Origin of the sequence: Nocardia sp. NPDC060255 (genome assembly GCF_042727395.1) — a bacterium.
GTDB lineage: Bacteria > Actinomycetota > Actinomycetes > Mycobacteriales > Mycobacteriaceae > Nocardia.
On the sequence record NZ_JBHXAU010000013.1, the window covers coordinates 25,247 to 41,539 of the forward strand.

Here is a 16,293-nt window from a genome sequence, read left to right on the forward strand (position 1 = left end):
TCGGCTCCGGCTCTGGCCCCCCGGGCCGGGTCGCTGTCGGCCCAACCCCCGCGCCCGGGCGGCGCGTGGCGCCCGCCGGGCCCCCCGCGACACCCAGGGGCCGCGAACACGCAGTGCCGCAGGCGCTGCAAATTAGACAAGGAGTACAGACGTGCGCGACATGGTCGAGATCGGCATGGGCCGGACCGCCCGGCGTACCTATGAGCTGGACGATATCGACATCGTTCCCTCGCGCCGGACCCGCTCGTCGAAGCAGGTGTCGCTGTCCTGGCAGCTCGACGCCTACCGCTTCGAGATCCCGTTCCTCACGCACCCGACCGACGCGCTGGTCTCGCCGGAGTTCGCCATCGAGCTCGGGCGTCTCGGCGGGCTCGGCGTCATCAACGGCGAGGGTCTGTGGGCCAGGCACGCCGATGTCGCGGCGAAGATCGACCAGCTGCTAGAGCTCGTCGGTAAGGGCGGCTACGAGCGGGCCGTCTCGCTGCTACAGGAACTGCACGCCGCGCCGATGCAGCCCGAGCTGCTCGCCGCCGCCGTCGCTCAGGTCAAGGCGGCCGGGGTGACCGTCGCGGTGCGGGTGAGCCCGCAGAACGCTCGCGCGCTGACTCCCGCGCTGGTGCAGGCCGGCGTCGACCTGCTCGTCGTGCACGGCACCATCATCTCCGCCGAGCATGTCGGCGACGGTGAGCCGTTGAACCTCAAGACTTTCATCGCCGAACTCGACGTGCCCGTGGTGGCGGGTGGCGTCAGCGACCACCGCACCGCGCTGCACCTGATGCGCACCGGTGCGGCGGGCGTCATCGTCGGCTACGGCTCGTTCCAGGGTGCGACCACCACCCGCGAGGTGCTCGGCATCGGCGTGCCGATGGCCACCGCGATCGCCGACGCCGCCGCCGCGCGCCGCGACTACCTCGACGAGACCGGCGGGCGCTACGTGCACGTCATCGCCGACGGCGACGTGGAAACCTCCGGCCAGCTCGCCAAGACGATCGCCTGTGGCGCGGACGCCGCGATGCTCGGCGTGCCGCTCGCGGTGTCCGCCGAGGCGCCCGGCCGCGGCTGGTACTGGCCGTCCGCCGCCGCGCACCCTTCGGTGCCGCGCGGCTCGCTGCTCGGCGTCGAGTGGGACCTGGACGAGGGCACCGGCGACACCGCGCGCCCCAGCCTGGAGCAGGTCCTCTACGGCCCCTCCGACGACCCGTTCGGCTCGCTGAATCTGGTTGGCGGCCTCCGCCGTTCGATGGCGAAGGCCGGCTACTCCGACCTCAAGGAGTTCCAGAAGGTCGGGCTCAGCGTCCGCGGGTGAGTTCTACCGTGCGTGTGACGGGGTGATCCGTTCGCGCAGGAACTGCCGCATGGCGATGTTGACCGGTTCGGGGTGCGTCATGGTGACCGCGAGCCGGGCGCCCGCGATCTCGACGTAGCTGGCGGCGGTGAGTCCCTGCGTCAGCTGCCTGGCCCGGTCGGGCGGGATGCCGCTGTCGGTGGCGTGAATCACCAAGGCGGGACAGGTGATTTCGGACAACCGCTCCAGCACCGAGTCCCGGCTGAGCAGGCAGCCCGCCGCCACCTCGATGCCGCGGCACTCGCGCAGCAGCCAGCGGGTGGTCCAGATCGTGCGGTACCACTTGTCGTCGCCGATCAGCCAGGACGCCAGCTGATTGACCGCCTGCTCGCGCGAGCCGTCGTCGTACCACTGCTCCAAAAACTGCTGGGTGGCGTCGGACTGCTCGGCGGTCGGGCCGTTGGCCTCGGTGCTGATCAGGATCAAAGCCGACACCCGTTCCGGCGCGATGAGCGCGGTGCGCAGCGCGGTGAAGCCGCCCTGCGCGGTGCCGCCGACTACGGCGCGTTCGGCGCCGAGGTGGTCGAGCACGGTCAGCGCGTCGCGCGCGGCGGTCCAATAGGTGAACGGCAGACCCTCGTCCCTGGTGCGGCCGTGGCCGCGTGCGTCCCACGAGACGATCCGGAATTCCGGTGCCAGCGCGGCCATCTGAGCCGCGAACATGGTCCGATCCATGAAGAATTCATGTGCTAGCAGCACCACCGGGCCGCTCCCGCCGCTGTCCTCGTAGTGGATGTCGGCGTCGATCGCGCGGGCGAATGGCACGAGCACGAGAATAGCCAGCGGCACGGGGGCGGGTGGTGCGATTTGCTGGCTCGCCTTTTTGCTTGCTGGAGCTGGGCATGGCGAAGCTGCTGTGCCGATGGTTCGCCCGTGTTGCCGCGTCACTAAACTGTGCTGGTGGCAGATACACAGAGACCGGTCCTCGTCGTCGACTTCGGCGCGCAATACGCACAGCTGATCGCCCGGCGGGTCCGCGAGTCGAGTGTGTTCTCGGAGGTGATCCCGCACACCACCACGGTCGAGGAGATCGCCGAGAAGCAGCCGCTCGCGGTAATCCTGTCCGGCGGCCCGTCCAGCGTGTATGCCGACGGCGCACCGCAATTGGACGCGCGGCTGTTCGATCTCGACATCCCGGTGTTCGGCATCTGCTACGGCTTCCAGGCGATGGCGCAGGCCCTCGGCGGCACCGTCTCGCACACCGGCACCCGCGAATACGGCCGCACCGAGCTCAATGTCGACGGTGGCGTGCTGCACGGCGGCCTGCCCACCATTCAGCCGGTCTGGATGAGCCACGGCGACGCGGTCACCGACGCGCCCGCCGGCTTCGAGGTCACCGGCACCTCCGCGGGGGCTCCGGTCGCCGCGTTCGAGAACCCGGCCCGGCGCCTGGCCGGCGTGCAGTACCACCCGGAGGTCCTGCACTCCCCGCACGGGCAGCAGGTGCTCAGCCGGTTCCTGCACGAGATCGCCGGCATCCGCGCCACCTGGACCCCGGCCAACATCGCCGACTCGCTGATCACCTCGGTGCGCGAGCAGATCGGGGACGGGCACGCGATCTGCGGGCTGTCCGGCGGTGTCGACTCCGCGGTCGCCGCCGCGCTGGTGCAGCGCGCCATCGGTGACCGGCTGACCTGTGTGTTCGTCGACCACGGCCTGTTGCGGGCTGGGGAGCGCGAGCAGGTGCAGCAGGATTTCGTCGCCGCGACCGGCGCCAAGCTGGTGACCGTCGACGCGGTGGACAAGTTCCTCGGTGAGCTGAAGGGCGTCACCGATCCGGAAGAGAAGCGCAAGATCATCGGCCGGGAGTTCATCCGGTCGTTCGAGGACGCGGTCTCCGAGGTTGTCATCGAGCAGGAAAACGAAGCGACAACTGTTTCTGATGGTCGCTCCGCAGGCTCCGCTCCGAAGGTCGAGTTCCTGGTCCAGGGCACTCTCTACCCGGACGTCGTCGAATCCGGCGGCGGCAGCGGCACCGCGAACATCAAGAGCCACCACAACGTCGGCGGTCTGCCGGACGACCTGGAATTCGAGTTGGTCGAGCCGCTGCGCCTGCTGTTCAAGGACGAGGTGCGTGCGGTCGGCCGCGAGCTCGGCCTGCCCGAGGAGATCGTCGGCCGCCAGCCGTTCCCCGGGCCCGGTCTCGCCATCCGCATTGTCGGTGAGGTCACCGAGGATCGACTCGTCACGCTGCGGCAGGCCGACGCCATCGCGCGCGAGGAGCTCACCGCGGCCGGGCTGGACAAGCAGATCTGGCAGTGCCCCGTCGTGCTGCTCGCGGATGTGCGCAGCGTCGGCGTGCAGGGCGACGGCCGCACCTACGGTCACCCGATCGTGCTGCGCCCGGTGTCCAGCGAGGACGCGATGACCGCCGACTGGACCCGGCTGCCCTACGAGGTGCTCGAGCGGATCTCCACCCGGATCACCAACGAGGTGGCCGAGGTCAACCGGGTCGTGCTCGATGTGACCAGCAAGCCGCCGGGCACCATCGAATGGGAGTGAATCCCCACTAGCGCAACACAAATGGCCCGTCCTTTCCAGGACGGGCCATTTTTTGTCCGGTCGATCAGCGGTGTCGGCGCGGGGACACCACCAGCACGATGCCGATGACGATGGCGGCGAGCACCACGATCCAGCCGATCGGGACCGCGCTGGACGCGGGCCACGACTCGGGGCCGACGAAGGCCCATGCGCTCACGCCGAGCGCGAGCAGGCCGATGATGAGCAGCGAGGCGGACGGGCCGCGGCGCGATTCGGTTTCGGTGGACTTGTCAGCCACGGTGGACCTCCGCGTTTCCGGCTCGGACGTTGATATTCAGGTCGAGCACGGGGGCGCCCGGTGTGTTCGGCCCGCTGATGCCGTTGTCGCACTTGGCATCACCCATGGTCGCGGTGCACTTGGTGCGCACCGTCATGCCCGCGGGCACAAACATCTGGAAGTCGCCCATCTGCACGTCGACATCGACGGTGCGGTTCTCGGTCAGGTTCAGCTGCCGCAGGTCCAGCGTGCCGGATCCCATCGTCACCCGGTAGTGCGAGTCGAGCAGGCTTGCCGAGGTCGGTGTCCAGACGTGCTCGCCCATCGCGCCGCGGTTGAAGTCGATCGGGCCGATCGCCGAGGCGAGCAGCACGAACCCGGCCAGCGGAGCGGTCAGCACCAGCAGGCCGTACCCGCGCCGCAGGAACGCGCCGAGCACCAGGCCGAGGCCGATCACGGCCAGCGCCACCGCCGCGATCCGGCCCGGCGTCATCCACTCGACCCCCGAGGCGGCCAGCGCGCCCGCACCGGCGGCGGCGAGGATGGCCAGGCCGATGATCACCGGGGTCAGCCGGGAGCGCGGGCGCTTCGGCGGTGCGGCGACGACGGTGCGGACCGGGGTCGGCTCGGGCAGATCCCAGGCGAGCGGAGCGACGCCGAGCGGGTCCCAGGAGGGCGGGGTCGGGCGGCCGATGGTGGCCGGGGTCGGGTGCTTCAGCGCGGAGGTGCGGCCGGGTGCCGAGTCTTTGCTGAGCGAGGGGGTGTCGCCGGATGCGGCCGACGTATCGGAAGTGGTCGAGCCGCTTCGGGTGTCGAGCACCTCGGTGGTGTTGTCGTTCTTGTCGAGCAGCGCGGTGTCGGCCGCGGATTCGCCTGGTGCGTCGCCCTTTTCGGGTCGCGCTCCAGCACTGTCGGCATCCTTGCGCAGCAGGACGGTCTCCGAGTCGACGTGTTGTGCGTGGTCGCTCGGTCCGGAATCACGGTGCGGCGGTACGGTTTCGGTGTCGCTCGGCGCCTCCGGGGTGTAGGCGTCCGGCAACTTCGTGTACGGCGTGTACATGCTGGTCGGCGGCACATACATATCGCCTGCGGTGCGCTGGGCGCCCTGCGGGAAGACCGCGCCGGGGTAGCCGGTCGCCATGATGCCGCTGTCCGCGATGAGCCCGCTGAACTCGCTGGTGGTGCCCGGCGGCGGCTCCGGATTGCGCAGGTGCAGCATCCACCAGCCGGCCAGCATCAGGGCCATGCTGATCAGCCCGGAGCCGCCGAGGCCGACGCCGACCGGACCCATCGTGCTCACCGCGATGGCCAGCGCGACGATCAACACGATCGTTTTGGTCTGCGACTGCGAACTGTGCCCCTTGCCGACCAGCGACTCCGCCGCGGACGACTCGTCACCGGCGGCGCTGAACAGCAGCCAGGCCAGCAGATAGAGCACGACACCGGAGCCACCGAATATCGCGGACACCACGAACGCCACCCGCACCAGCACCGGATCGACGTTGTAGCGCTGCGCGAACCCGGCCGCCACGCCGGCGATCGGCCCCTGCCGAGGCAACCGCGCCGGGCGTGTCCGCCAGATCTGCTGGAGCTGGTCCCCGAAGCTCGTTTTCGTCATGGTTCCCATCCTGTGCCTGACCAGCACATCCACACATCGGGGAGAACCCTGAAGATTCTCCTGATCCTTTTGGAGCTGCCCGCTCAGACCATCATCCGCTGAACAGCAGAAGATCAGGGGGATTCCTGATGGCTAGCTGTCGTCCGGACGTGCCACTATCGAGAGCATGTACCCGTCTGCCCCCTCGTTCGACGCCCGAGGGTTCGATGCCGCGCGCGGGTTCGACGCCGGGCGCGGTTTCGGACCCGCGCCGGTGTTGCACCCGGCACAGCCGCCGCAGCCCCGAATGGCGCGGCGCTCGGGTGGGCGGATCGTCGGCGGGGTGGCGGGCGGGCTCGCCGATCACCTCGGTGTCGACGTGTTCAAGGTGCGGATGGCCTTCGTGCTGTTGTCCGCGTTCGGCGCGGGCATCGTCACCTATGGGCTGCTGTGGATCTTCACACCGGGCGGCTCGGATGTGGCGAAAGCGTCCGGCTCCGAACGCCGCCAGGCGCTCGGGCTCGCGCTGCTCGGCATCAGCCTCGCCGTCGGGGTGACCTGGCTGTTCAGCGGGACCGCGGCGAATGTGATCGCGCCTATCATCGTGGTCGCCATCGGCGCGGCGCTGGTGTGGCGGGAGTACGACGCGGACGGCCCGCGCTCGTTGCTCGGCCTGCCCGCGCGTCCCTCGGTGGTGACCTGGGCGCGCATTGTCGCGGGCGGCACGCTGATCGTGGCCGGGCTCGGTGTGGTGGTGCTGGCCAGGATCGATCTGAGCTCGCTCGGATCCGCGTTGATCGCGGTGGCCGTCACGCTGGTCGGGGCCGGGCTGCTGACGGTGCCGCTGTGGTTGCGGATGATGCGGGCGTTGAACGCGGAACGCTCCGCCCGCATCCGCAACGAGGAACGCGAGGAGATCGCCTCGCACCTGCACGATTCGGTGCTGCAGACGCTGGCCCTGATCCAGCGCCAGGCCGAGGACCCGCAGGAGGTGGTGCGGCTGGCCCGCAGCCAGGAGCGGGAACTGCGCAAGTGGTTGTTCGAGGATTCCGGTCCCGCGCAGTCCAGCCTGGCCGCCGCGCTGCGCACCATCGCGGGCGAGGTGGAAGATCAGCACGGCGTGAAGGTGACCCCGGTGACCGTCGGCGATGTGTCGATGGACATCGGCGAGACCGGTGCCGGCCTGCCGAAGGAGCACTTCACCGCGCTGCTCGGCGCGAGCCGGGAGGCGCTGGTCAACGCCGCCAAGCATGCGGGGGTGCCGGAGATCGACCTGTTCGCCGAGACCGAGTCGCACCAGGTGAGCATCTTCGTGCGCGACCGCGGCGCCGGTTTCGACACCGCCGCGGTACCGCAGGACCGGCAGGGTCTGGCGAAATCCATCCGCGGCCGGATCGAACGCCGCGGCGGCCAGGTGGAGATCCTGTCCAATCCCGGCCGCGGCACCGAGGTGCGAATCACCATGCCGCGCACCGATTCCGGTGGCGAGGACGACCAGGGCTCGGAAGAGACGGCGGCGACCATCGATGCCGAGCAGGTGCCGGAGCCGGTGCATCCCGGGCCGTGACAGGTTTCGCGACCGGTGTTTTCAGTGAGTTGGGTCGACTCGTACCTACATGTGGTACCGATGTGGGTGCAGGCGGTGCCATGGGCGGCCTGCGCGCCAGGGTGGGTCGGTCCACCGACAGTTTGAGGAGAAGCAGGTGACCGTGCGGGTCTTTCTCGTTGATGATCACGCAGTGTTCCGGTCGGGTGTGCGAGCGGAGTTGAGCAGGGAAACCGACATGGAGGTGGTCGGCGAGGCCGGTGGGGTAGCCGAGGCGATCGCCGGGATCAAAGCGACGAATCCTGATGTGGTGCTGCTCGATGTGCACATGCCCGACGGTGGCGGTGTCGCGGTGCTCGCGGGCATCGAAGCGGGACCGGTGTGCCTGGCGCTGAGCGTGTCCGATGCCGCCGAGGACGTCATCGCGGTGATCCGGGCGGGCGCCAGAGGCTATGTGACCAAGACGATTTCGGGGGCCGAGCTGGCCGACGGCATTCGCCGGGTGTCCGGCGGCGACGCGGTGTTCAGCCCGCGGCTCGCCGGTTTCGTGCTCGACTCGTTCACCGGGAAATCGCAGGTGCCCGAGCCTCCGCTCGATCCGGAACTGGATTCGCTGACCCCGCGTGAGCTCGAGGTGCTGCGGCTGCTCGCCCGCGGCTACACCTACCGCGAAATCGCCGAAAACCTGTTCATCTCGGTGAAAACCGTGGAAACCCACGCCTCCAACGTGCTCCGCAAGACCCAGCAGTCCAACCGCAACGCGCTCACCCGCTGGGCACACCACCGCCGCATCGACTGAACCGGCAACCGCGTTGGCGGGCCGGGGTTTACATCACCGCGATGATGATCGCGATGATGATGATCAGGCCGATCAGCAGGCCGACCGCGATCGCCAGCGGCGCGTTGCTCGCCTGCGGCAGCTTGGTCCGCTGCGGCGCGGGCACCGCCGCGGCGCCCGCCGGGGCGCGGTGCGGTCGGGGCAGCGGGGTCGAATGCGGACTGCGCAGGCCGGACGCCGAATTCCGCGCCGCCCAGGCTGGAATCGTGCCGTCCTCGGTGCGCACCGGCGCGCCGAGAATGTAGGGCCCGGTGCCGGGACCGAAGGCGGCGGTGAGGATTTCGTCCCTGGCCTCGGCCATCGTCGGCCGTCGCTGCGGTGCCGGTTCCAGCATGTGCAGCAGCGCCTCGGTGAGCATGCCGCTGCGGGTCGGCGGAATGATCTGCGCCATGGCCGCGCGATGCACCAGCACATCGCTGTCCTCGTCGAGACCGAACGGCGGCTGCCCCTCGATCGCGGTGTACAGCGTTGCGCCGAGGGAGAATACGTCGCTGGCCTTGGTGGGCTGCGCGCCGCGCGCCACCTCCGGCGGCAGGTAGGCGGGGGTACCGGTGATCACGCCGTCGGGTTCGTCGGAGTGCTCGCCCGCGCCGCGTGAGATGCCGAAGTCGCTGAGCTTGGCCATGCCGACGATCGGACCGCGGTCGGCGACAAGGATATTGCCCGGCTTGATGTCGCGGTGCGTGATGCCCGCCGCGTGCGCGGCCGCCAGCGCGTCGGCGACCTGTGCGCCGATCTGCGCGACCTCGATCGGCGGCAGCGTGTCGACCAGCGCGAGCGCCTTGGCCACGTTGCGTGAGGGCAGGTGCTCCATCACCAGCCAGGGCTCGCCCGCCTCCAGCACCACGTCGTACACGGCGATCGCGTGCTCGTGCGAGAGCTTGGCCGCGACCCGGCCCTCGTGCATGATCTGGGCGCGGATCTCGTTGGCCTCGGCCTCATCCAGCCCGGCCGTCGAGATGACCTGCTTGATGGCGACGTCCCGGTCGAGCAGCCGGTCGTGCGCGAGCCAGACCGCGCCCATGCCACCGCCACCCAGCTTCGACTGCAGCCGGTAGCGGCCGGCGACAAGATAGTCGGGGCCGACAATGGGACGAGCGCGTTCGGTCACGGTGCGAGGGTAGCGGAAAACAGGGTGGCCTACGGGGTTTGCTGACACGAACGGCCGCCGTTTCTATGCCTCGTCCGGTAGGCGATCTGTCCGCCGGCGCCTGCCGCGGTGGTCGGCACGGTCGGCGGCGTTCGTCACTGTGACAGCGGGTTGTCCGGTTCGCCGCCGCGATAACGGCTGCGCAACCGACCGACCAGCGATGACAACGGCATCGTTGCGAAATCGCGGTGGCGGGGGTGGGGCCTTGACGGAACCCGGGGGTCGGTTTCTACTGAGCAGGTATCGAACGTATATTCGATAAGAATCGATAGCTGAATCGGTGCTGATCCCTCGTCAGAGGGTCGTTCCGTGCGCGTCGCCTCGGGTCCATCGTGGGAAGTAGGTGGTAGGGATGGGTTCGGATGCGAAACCGCAGGAGGGGGCACAACCGCGGGCAAGGCCGCGCGAGGTAGAGCGGGAGAGCCCACCGACGCTGGCTGAGCTGCGCCGGAGAATGGCCGCGATACCCGGTCGCGGTGAGGCGACGGCCGAGCGCATCCCGCTCGACGCCGAACTGCGCCGGGAGTCGCTGGCCGTGCCGCCCGCGCTCGCTGGGCTGTTGCCCGGCGGTGGCCTGGCGAAGGGTTCCGTCGTGTCCTACACGGGCGCGCGTTCGCTGCTCGCCGGCCTGCTCGCCGCGGTGACCGAGGACGGCGGGCATGCGGCGGTGGTCGGGGTGCCCCGGCTCGGCCTGCTCGCCGCGGTGGAGATGGGCGCTCAGCTGGATCGGCTGGCCGTGATTCCCGACCCCGGCCCGGACCCGGTGGAGGTGGCCGCCGTGTTGCTCGACGGCCTCGACCTGGTTGTGCTCGGTCTCGGCGGCACCGCCGTCGCCCCCGCCCGCACCCGGGTGATCGCCGCCCGCGCCCGCAACAAGGGCGCCACCCTCGTGGTCACCGACGGCCGCTGGCCCGGCGCCGCCCTGCACCTCGACGCCCGCATCGCCGGTTACGCGGGCCTCGGTCACGGCCGCGGCCGCCTGCGCTCGCTCGGCCTCGAGGTCGAAGTACGCGGCAAGGCCGGCCCGCCCCGCCGCGGTCGGCTGGACTTGCGCTCGAACTCCGGCCGAGTCGAATGGGCGCTGCATGAAACACCCACGCGCACCGCGATACCGGTCGATGCCAATGAGGCGGTCTCGTGACGGCGGAGCTACGACCGCTCGCCCCCACGCCGGGCGGACTGTGTTCAGCTCCTCCGCAGCTGGTGCCGGCACTCGATTCGGCCGCTCGCGGCGGAGCCGGGATGTGTGGTGTGGCACCGTGATGCTGCCCAGCCGAGAGAAAGGGGCGGCGCGGGTATTGGCGCTGTGGTGTCCGGATTGGCCCGCGGTGGCCGCCGCCGCGGTGGCACGGTTGCCCGCGACACAGCCGGTGGCGGTGCTGTTCGCCAATCGGGTGATCGCGTGTTCGGCGATCGCACGGGCCGACGGGGTGCGGCGCGGGCAGAAGCGGCGGGAGGCGCAGGCGCGGTGCCCGGATCTGTTTCTCGCGCAGGCGGATCCGGATCGGGACGCGCGGTTGTTCGAGCCGGTGGTCGCCGCCGTCGACGCGACGGTGCCCGGGGTCGAGGTGCTGCGGCCGGGGCTGCTGGTGCTCGGGGCCCGCGGCGCCGCAAGGTTTTTCGGTTCCGAAGAGGCGGCGGCCGAGCGGCTCGTCGACGCGGCCGCCGCCGCGGGAGTCGAGGCGCAGATCGGCATCGCCGACGAGTTGTCCACGGCGGTGATCGCCGCCCGGCGCGGCGCGATCGTGCCCGCCGGGGCGGGGGCGCGGTTTCTCGCGCCGATGCCGGTGCGCGAGCTCGCGGCCGAGCCGAGCCTGGCCGCGCCGGAGCGCACCGACCTGGTGGATCTGTTGCACCGCTTGGGTTTACGCCGGATCGGCGATTTCGCCGCACTGACCTCCGGCGAGGTCGCCTCGCGGTTCGGCGCCGATGCGGTGCTCGCGCACCGCTGCGCGCAGGCGCAACCCGAGCGGCCGCCCTCCGCGCAGCCGCCACCCAAGGACCTGACGGTGGAGTACCGCTGCGACCCGCCGATCGAGCGGGTCGATGCGGCCGCCTTCGCGGGTCGCCTGCTCGCCACCGAGCTGCACGCCGAGCTGTCGAACGCCGGGCTGGCCTGCACCCGGCTCTCGATCTTCGCGGAAACCGATGCGGGGGAGGAACTTTCCCGCATCTGGCGGTGTGCCGAACCGCTGACCCCGGACGGCACCGCGGACCGGGTGCGCTGGCAGCTGGACGGCTGGCTCACCCGGCGTGACCGGCCCACCGCGCCGGTCACCCGGCTGCGCCTGGAGCCGGTCGAGGTGGTGGCGGCGGGCGCGCTGCAGCTCGGCCTGTGGGGCGGTGTCGGCGAGCAGGACGAACGGGCCCGGCGCGCGCTGATCCGGGTGCAGGGCCTGCTCGGCGGCGAGGCGGTGCGGATCGGCGTGCTCAGCGGCGGTCGAGGGCCCGCCGAGCGGATCACCCTGGTCGCGCTGGGCGACGAACCCGTCCCCGCCGCCGATCCGGCCTTGCCGTGGCCGGGCAGGCTGCCCGAACCGGCCCCCGCCTTGCTGCTGCTCAACCGGCCGCTGGTGCGGCTGGAAGCCGCCGACGGCGTCCCGATTCTGGTCACCGAGCGCGCCCTGTTCAGCGCCGACCCGTCCCGCCTGCACTGGGGCAGCAGGCAGTGGCGGCTGACCGGATGGGCCGGACCGTGGCCGGTGGACGAACGGTGGTGGGCGCCGGAATCGTCCGAGAACAACGGCACTCCAACAACTTTCACTGCTCGCGCGCAGGTCCAGCTCGACGGCGAACCGTCCGACGTCCGGGTGCTACTGCTCGTCTATCACGACGAAATCTGGCGTGCGGAAGGACTTTACGACTGAGGCCGCGACCACACCGTCGCCATCGTGAACGGTTGTCCGCGCAGCTCTTTCCATTTCGGCTTGGCGGTGAGCCAGGTGTCGTCGATCAGCGTCTCGACGAGTTCGGTGAGCACCCAGCCCGCGTCCAGCGCCGCCGTCACGTGCTCGCTGAGCAGGTGCAGGTTCGTGCTGATCGCCACCGGCTCGCCGCCCCGTGGCGTGTAGTGCGTCGGCATCCCGGTCGTCATCATGAACTGCGGATGGAAGCTGACCAGGACACACCGCGCGCCGGGCGCGGCCAGCCGCCACGCCTCGGCATAGAACGGTGCCAGTTCGGGCAGGTGCTCGTCGATCAACGAGGCGATCACCAGGTCGTAGGCCCCGACCGGCAGCCCGGTGTCGCGCACATCCGCCTGGGTGAGCGTGGTGTGGGCCCCGCGTTCCCGCGCCCGCGCCAGCATCCCCGCACTCACATCGATCCCGTCGATATGCGGAACGCCCTGCGCACGCAGCCACGCCCCGGTCCGCCCGGTCCCGCACCCCAGATCGGCGGCTTTCCGCAGCCGCGGCCACTCCGGGCGCCGCAGCCGGGCCAGCAGCGCCAGATCCATCTCGTCCATGACGGTCTGCTCGTACGTCGGCGCCCATCCGTCGTATCCGGTGGCGACATCGACGGTGGGATAGTTTCGGCGGTCGTAGTCCGCGAATGACGGCATGCGCGGAGTATTTCGCGGCACAACGGGATTCGCGAGATATTTTTCCCGGGCACCCGCGATACCGTGTGCGGCTTCCGCAGTCCGCGCAGGCAGCGGGCCCCGCGATGTGGCACCCGGCTCACGTGATCCGTACAACAAGTCCCGGGCCGGTAACTGACAAGCCAAGTACTCTCGAAGATCGTGGATCTCACGGTGACCAGACTCGACCTCGGTGACGTGCGGATCGCCTACCGGGATTCGGGGGCGACCGCGGGTTCCGACGTGCCCGTGCTCCTGGTGCACGGCATGGGCGGGGACGGGCACACCTGGGACCGATTCGCGCGCGAACTGGTGCAGGCGGGACGCCGGGTCATCATCCCCGATCTGCGCGGCCACGGCCGCAGCTCACACACCGATTCTTACCGCTTCGACGAATTCGGCGCCGATGTGCGGAAACTGTGCGACCGGCTGGAACTGTCCACGGTCGATATGGTCGGCCATTCGCTGGGCGGCTACGCGGTCTCCCGCGTCGCGCAGGAGCGGCCGCGGCTGGTGCGCCGCCTCGTCATCGAGGAGTGCCCGCTGCCGTTGCAGTCCGGCGCCGAGGAGCTGCGGCTGACCCGCCGCTTCCCGACCGTGCCGGAACTCTGGCACGCGACGAGCAGCCTGGCCAGGCATCCGCGCGCGGTGCTCGCCTTCGACCGGTCCATGACCAGGACCGCGCTGGAACAGTTCCGCAAGCCGAACCCGGAGTGGTGGGACCGGCTGTCCGACATCACCGCGCGGACACTCGTGCTGCGCGGTGGTCCAGGCGGCATGGTCGATCCGGCGAAACTGGCGCTCATGCGCGCCGCGATTCCCGACTGCACGGTCACCGCCTTTTCCAGCGGCCACAGCATCCACCGCGACCGCTATCGCGAGTTCGCGGCCGCCGTACATCCGTTCCTCGCGGCGTGAAGAACACCGGATTCGAGGGGATGCTCTGTTCCGCCGCCGCGACGGGGACGCCGTTGCCGGGCACCGCTACCGAGGTGACCGGCTGGTTGTGTGTCGAGCACCCCGGCGCGTGGGGCCGCGATGTGATCGGCGACGAGGTACTCGGCGCCGAGCTCACCCCCGAGCTGGCGGCCCGCACTGCCGCCGCGCACGTGCGCCCGACCCTGATCCGTCGCCCTGGCCGCAACGAATTCACCGGCACCCGAACGGTTTTGCTCGCCAGCTCGCGACCCGAGGGCTCCTGGTGTGAACGCCTCGAGATCACCGATCTGAAGCAGCTGCTCGATATCGACCTGCATCTGGTGCACGGCCCGGCGCCGGGAATCGGTGTGCCCGTGCATGATCCGCTGGTGCTGGTGTGCGCGCACGGAAAACGCGACCAGTGCTGCGCGCTGCTCGGCCGCCCGATCGCCGCCGAGCTCGCGACGAAATATCCTGGGCAGGTGTGGGAGTGCTCGCACACCGGCGGTCACCGCTTCGCGCCCGCCCTGGTGCTGCTGCCCGCCGGGCTCACCTACGGCCGGCTCGATGTCGCGGCCGCCGAGGAGATGGTCGAGGCCGCCCGCCGCGGCCAGGTCTCGCTGCGCGGCCTGCGTGGCCGCAGCTGCTATCCGCCGCTGGAGCAGCTCGCGGAAGTCGCTGTGCGCGAACAGATTTCCGCCGCCATCGACGATCTCACGGTCGCTCCCGACCCCGGCTCGGCCTCGGCCGACCCCACCTCGGCCGGCGCCGCCCTGGTCACCCACCGCGACGGCCGCCGCTGGCGAGTCACCGCCCGCGCCATCGGCTTTCCGCCGCGGCAAGCCAGCTGCAACGCCGCTGCCAAACCCGTAACCGCCCTCGCGGTCGACACGATCGAGCAGCTACCCGCCGACTGATCGTGCCGAGGCCGCCATGTCTCGCGTTCGTGCCTACCAGTGCGTCCCCGGTACCCAGCGGGCAGCGCGGCGCAGCGCGGTGCCGGTGACGCGCCGGGCCGCCGAGCGGGGGCGCGGCGCGCGCTGGGGGACAACGGTTTCCGGCGCATCGTCGGCTTCTTCCACCAGCTCGCCCTTGGCGGCGGGGGAGTCCGGCAGCGCCCGGTAGTAGCGGTGCAGGATCCGATCGCGGAACTTGGGGGTGAGCAGGGCGCCGTACTCGGCGAAGGTGCCGATCGGCACGTCGATGCGTTTCGGGCGTTCGGTCAGCGCGCGCACGATCGTCGCGGCCGCCCACTCGGGGGATTCGGCGGGCTGACCCTGATCGCCGCTCGGGGTGATCATCGGGGTGCGCACCAGCGGCATGTGGATGGTGGTGAAGGTGACGCCGTCGGCCATGGTCTCGACCGAGGCCACCTCGGCGAACTTGTCCAGCGCCGCCTTGCTGGCCAGGTAGGCGGCGAAGCGTGGCGTCGCCACCTGCACGCCCGCGCTGCTGATGTTGACGATGTGACCGAACTTGCGCTCGCGCATCTGCGGCAACAGGGCCAGCGTCATGCGCAGCGCGCCGAAGTAGTTGACCGCCATGGTGCGTTCGAAGTCGTGCAGCCGGTCGGTGGAGCGGTGGATGGCGCGGCGGATGGACCGGCCCGCGTTGTTCACCAGCATGTCGACGTGGCCGTGCTCGTCGAGAATGGTCTTCACGGCGTGGTCCACCGAGTCGGAATCGGTGACGTCACACTGGTATCCGTAGGCGATGCCGCCGGCCGCCCTGATCTCCTCGACCACGGACGCGAGCTCGTCGGCGCGGCGTGCGAGCAGGAAAACGGTGGCGCCCTTGCCCGCAACGGCGATCGCCGCCGCCTTGCCGATGCCGGAGGAGGCGCCGGTGATCAGGACATGCCGACCGGAGATGTCGCGGCTGCGACGGCCGCGCCGGGTCTCGGGCAGGCCTGCGTCAGCGGATGCTTCGCTCATCGCTGCTCCTTTGCAGATTGGTTGGCATGAACTTACTCTCAAGTAAGTTTACCCGCCAAGTGGAACTGGTCACTTTTCGGGGCTGGGGTCGAGGTGGTGAACACGGGCGGAACAACCTCTCGAAATCGATCGAACATATGTGCGATACTCACCGCATGGCGGACGATCGGATGGCGGAAATCTTTGCCGCGGTGCGGCTCGGTGGTGGGGACCAGGCGGCGGCGCGACAGGCGCTGGAGAAGTTGTGGGACGAGATCGGTGAGGGCGGTGATCCCTTGCACCGCTGCGTGATCGCGCATCACCTCGCCGATCTACAGGACACCGCTGCCGCCGCGCTGCTCTGGGATCGGCGGGCGCTGGCCGCGGTGTTCGGCCCCGGCATCCCGCTGGACGAAGGACTCCGCAGCTTCCTCCCATCGCTGTACCTCAATCTGGCCGACAGCCACCGGCGCGTCGGCGACTTCGAGGCCGCCCGGATGCAGCTGGCCATCGCCCGCGGCCACCTCGACGTCCTCGCCAACGACGCCTACGGCGCCCTGATCCGGGCCGGCCTCGATCACGTCGACGCGGCACTCGCCGAGGGCTCGACCGCACCGCTGCCGACCAACTGATCCGTCCGAGGAGGTG

At 70.4% G+C, this 16,293-nt stretch carries 15 protein-coding genes; 9 read left to right on the forward strand and 6 right to left on the reverse strand.

Annotation, left to right across the window (positions count from 1 at the left end; genetic code table 11):
- Positions 1 to 151: 151 nt before the first annotated feature.
- Positions 152 to 1,306, forward strand: coding sequence for a GuaB3 family IMP dehydrogenase-related protein (locus tag ACFWF1_RS23385; protein WP_379292055.1), 1,155 nt, complete (start codon positions 152 to 154; stop codon positions 1,304 to 1,306).
- 3 nt (positions 1,307 to 1,309) lie between these two features.
- Here the strand turns inward: ACFWF1_RS23385 and ACFWF1_RS23390 are convergent, their stop codons facing one another.
- On the reverse strand, positions 1,310 to 2,110 hold the full coding sequence (locus ACFWF1_RS23390; protein WP_379292056.1) for an alpha/beta fold hydrolase: 801 nt from the start codon (positions 2,108 to 2,110) through the stop codon (positions 1,310 to 1,312).
- A 135-nt stretch (positions 2,111 to 2,245) separates the two neighbouring features.
- On the opposite strand from ACFWF1_RS23390, the gene guaA reads away from it, so the two are divergent.
- Positions 2,246 to 3,847: a glutamine-hydrolyzing GMP synthase gene (gene guaA / locus ACFWF1_RS23395; RefSeq protein WP_379292057.1), complete on the forward strand. Its 1,602-nt coding sequence runs from the start codon at positions 2,246 to 2,248 to the stop codon at positions 3,845 to 3,847.
- 64 nt (positions 3,848 to 3,911) lie between these two features.
- Here guaA and ACFWF1_RS23400 read toward each other — a convergent pair whose 3' ends face one another.
- Together ACFWF1_RS23400 and ACFWF1_RS23405 are read right to left on the reverse strand one after the other, a co-directional pair.
- Positions 3,912 to 4,124: a hypothetical protein gene (locus tag ACFWF1_RS23400; RefSeq protein WP_379292058.1), complete on the reverse strand. Its 213-nt coding sequence runs from the start codon at positions 4,122 to 4,124 to the stop codon at positions 3,912 to 3,914.
- Positions 4,117 to 5,730, reverse strand: a complete 1,614-nt coding sequence (locus ACFWF1_RS23405; protein WP_379292059.1) for a PspC domain-containing protein — start codon at positions 5,728 to 5,730, stop codon at positions 4,117 to 4,119. Before ACFWF1_RS23405 ends, ACFWF1_RS23400 begins: the two co-directional genes overlap by 8 nt.
- A 157-nt stretch (positions 5,731 to 5,887) precedes the next feature.
- Between ACFWF1_RS23405 and ACFWF1_RS23410 the strand changes: the two genes are divergently transcribed.
- Positions 5,888 to 7,267 (forward strand): PspC domain-containing protein, encoded by a 1,380-nt coding sequence (locus ACFWF1_RS23410; protein WP_379292060.1) that lies wholly within the window; start codon positions 5,888 to 5,890, stop codon positions 7,265 to 7,267.
- A 142-nt stretch (positions 7,268 to 7,409) separates the two neighbouring features.
- The gene (locus ACFWF1_RS23415) at positions 7,410 to 8,045 is read left to right on the forward strand and encodes a response regulator transcription factor (protein WP_357386842.1); all 636 of its coding nucleotides are present in this window, start codon (positions 7,410 to 7,412) and stop codon (positions 8,043 to 8,045) included.
- Between the two features lie 28 nt (positions 8,046 to 8,073).
- On the opposite strand, the gene ACFWF1_RS23420 is transcribed toward ACFWF1_RS23415, so the two are convergent.
- Complete coding sequence (locus tag ACFWF1_RS23420) at positions 8,074 to 9,195, reverse strand: serine/threonine-protein kinase (RefSeq protein WP_379292061.1); 1,122 nt, start codon at positions 9,193 to 9,195, stop codon at positions 8,074 to 8,076.
- A 391-nt stretch (positions 9,196 to 9,586) separates the two neighbouring features.
- Between ACFWF1_RS23420 and ACFWF1_RS23425 the strand changes: the two genes are divergently transcribed.
- Complete coding sequence (locus tag ACFWF1_RS23425; protein ID WP_379292062.1) at positions 9,587 to 10,375, forward strand: hypothetical protein; 789 nt, start codon at positions 9,587 to 9,589, stop codon at positions 10,373 to 10,375.
- 121 nt (positions 10,376 to 10,496) lie between these two features.
- Complete coding sequence (locus tag ACFWF1_RS23430; protein WP_379322214.1) at positions 10,497 to 12,101, forward strand: DNA polymerase Y family protein; 1,605 nt, start codon at positions 10,497 to 10,499, stop codon at positions 12,099 to 12,101.
- Here ACFWF1_RS23430 and ACFWF1_RS23435 read toward each other — a convergent pair.
- Positions 12,092 to 12,796, reverse strand: a complete 705-nt coding sequence (locus tag ACFWF1_RS23435) for a class I SAM-dependent DNA methyltransferase (protein ID WP_379286601.1) — start codon at positions 12,794 to 12,796, stop codon at positions 12,092 to 12,094. The genes ACFWF1_RS23430 and ACFWF1_RS23435 overlap by 10 nt on opposite strands.
- Before the next feature lie 180 nt (positions 12,797 to 12,976).
- Between ACFWF1_RS23435 and ACFWF1_RS23440 the strand changes: the two genes are divergently transcribed.
- Positions 12,977 to 13,732 (forward strand): alpha/beta fold hydrolase, encoded by a 756-nt coding sequence (locus tag ACFWF1_RS23440; RefSeq protein WP_379286599.1) that lies wholly within the window; start codon positions 12,977 to 12,979, stop codon positions 13,730 to 13,732.
- Positions 13,733 to 13,752: 20 nt separating this feature from the next.
- A complete protein-coding gene (locus ACFWF1_RS23445) occupies positions 13,753 to 14,649 on the forward strand; it encodes a sucrase ferredoxin (protein WP_379286626.1) in 897 nt (298 codons plus the stop codon).
- A gap of 33 nt (positions 14,650 to 14,682) precedes the next feature.
- Here ACFWF1_RS23445 and ACFWF1_RS23450 read toward each other — a convergent pair whose 3' ends face one another.
- Positions 14,683 to 15,666, reverse strand: coding sequence for an SDR family NAD(P)-dependent oxidoreductase (locus ACFWF1_RS23450; protein WP_379286597.1), 984 nt, complete (start codon positions 15,664 to 15,666; stop codon positions 14,683 to 14,685).
- A gap of 155 nt (positions 15,667 to 15,821) precedes the next feature.
- Here ACFWF1_RS23450 and ACFWF1_RS23455 point away from each other — a divergent pair, with 155 nt between their 5' ends.
- Positions 15,822 to 16,277, forward strand: coding sequence for a hypothetical protein (locus ACFWF1_RS23455; RefSeq protein ID WP_357386441.1), 456 nt, complete (start codon positions 15,822 to 15,824; stop codon positions 16,275 to 16,277).
- The last annotated feature ends 16 nt before the right edge of the window (positions 16,278 to 16,293 follow it).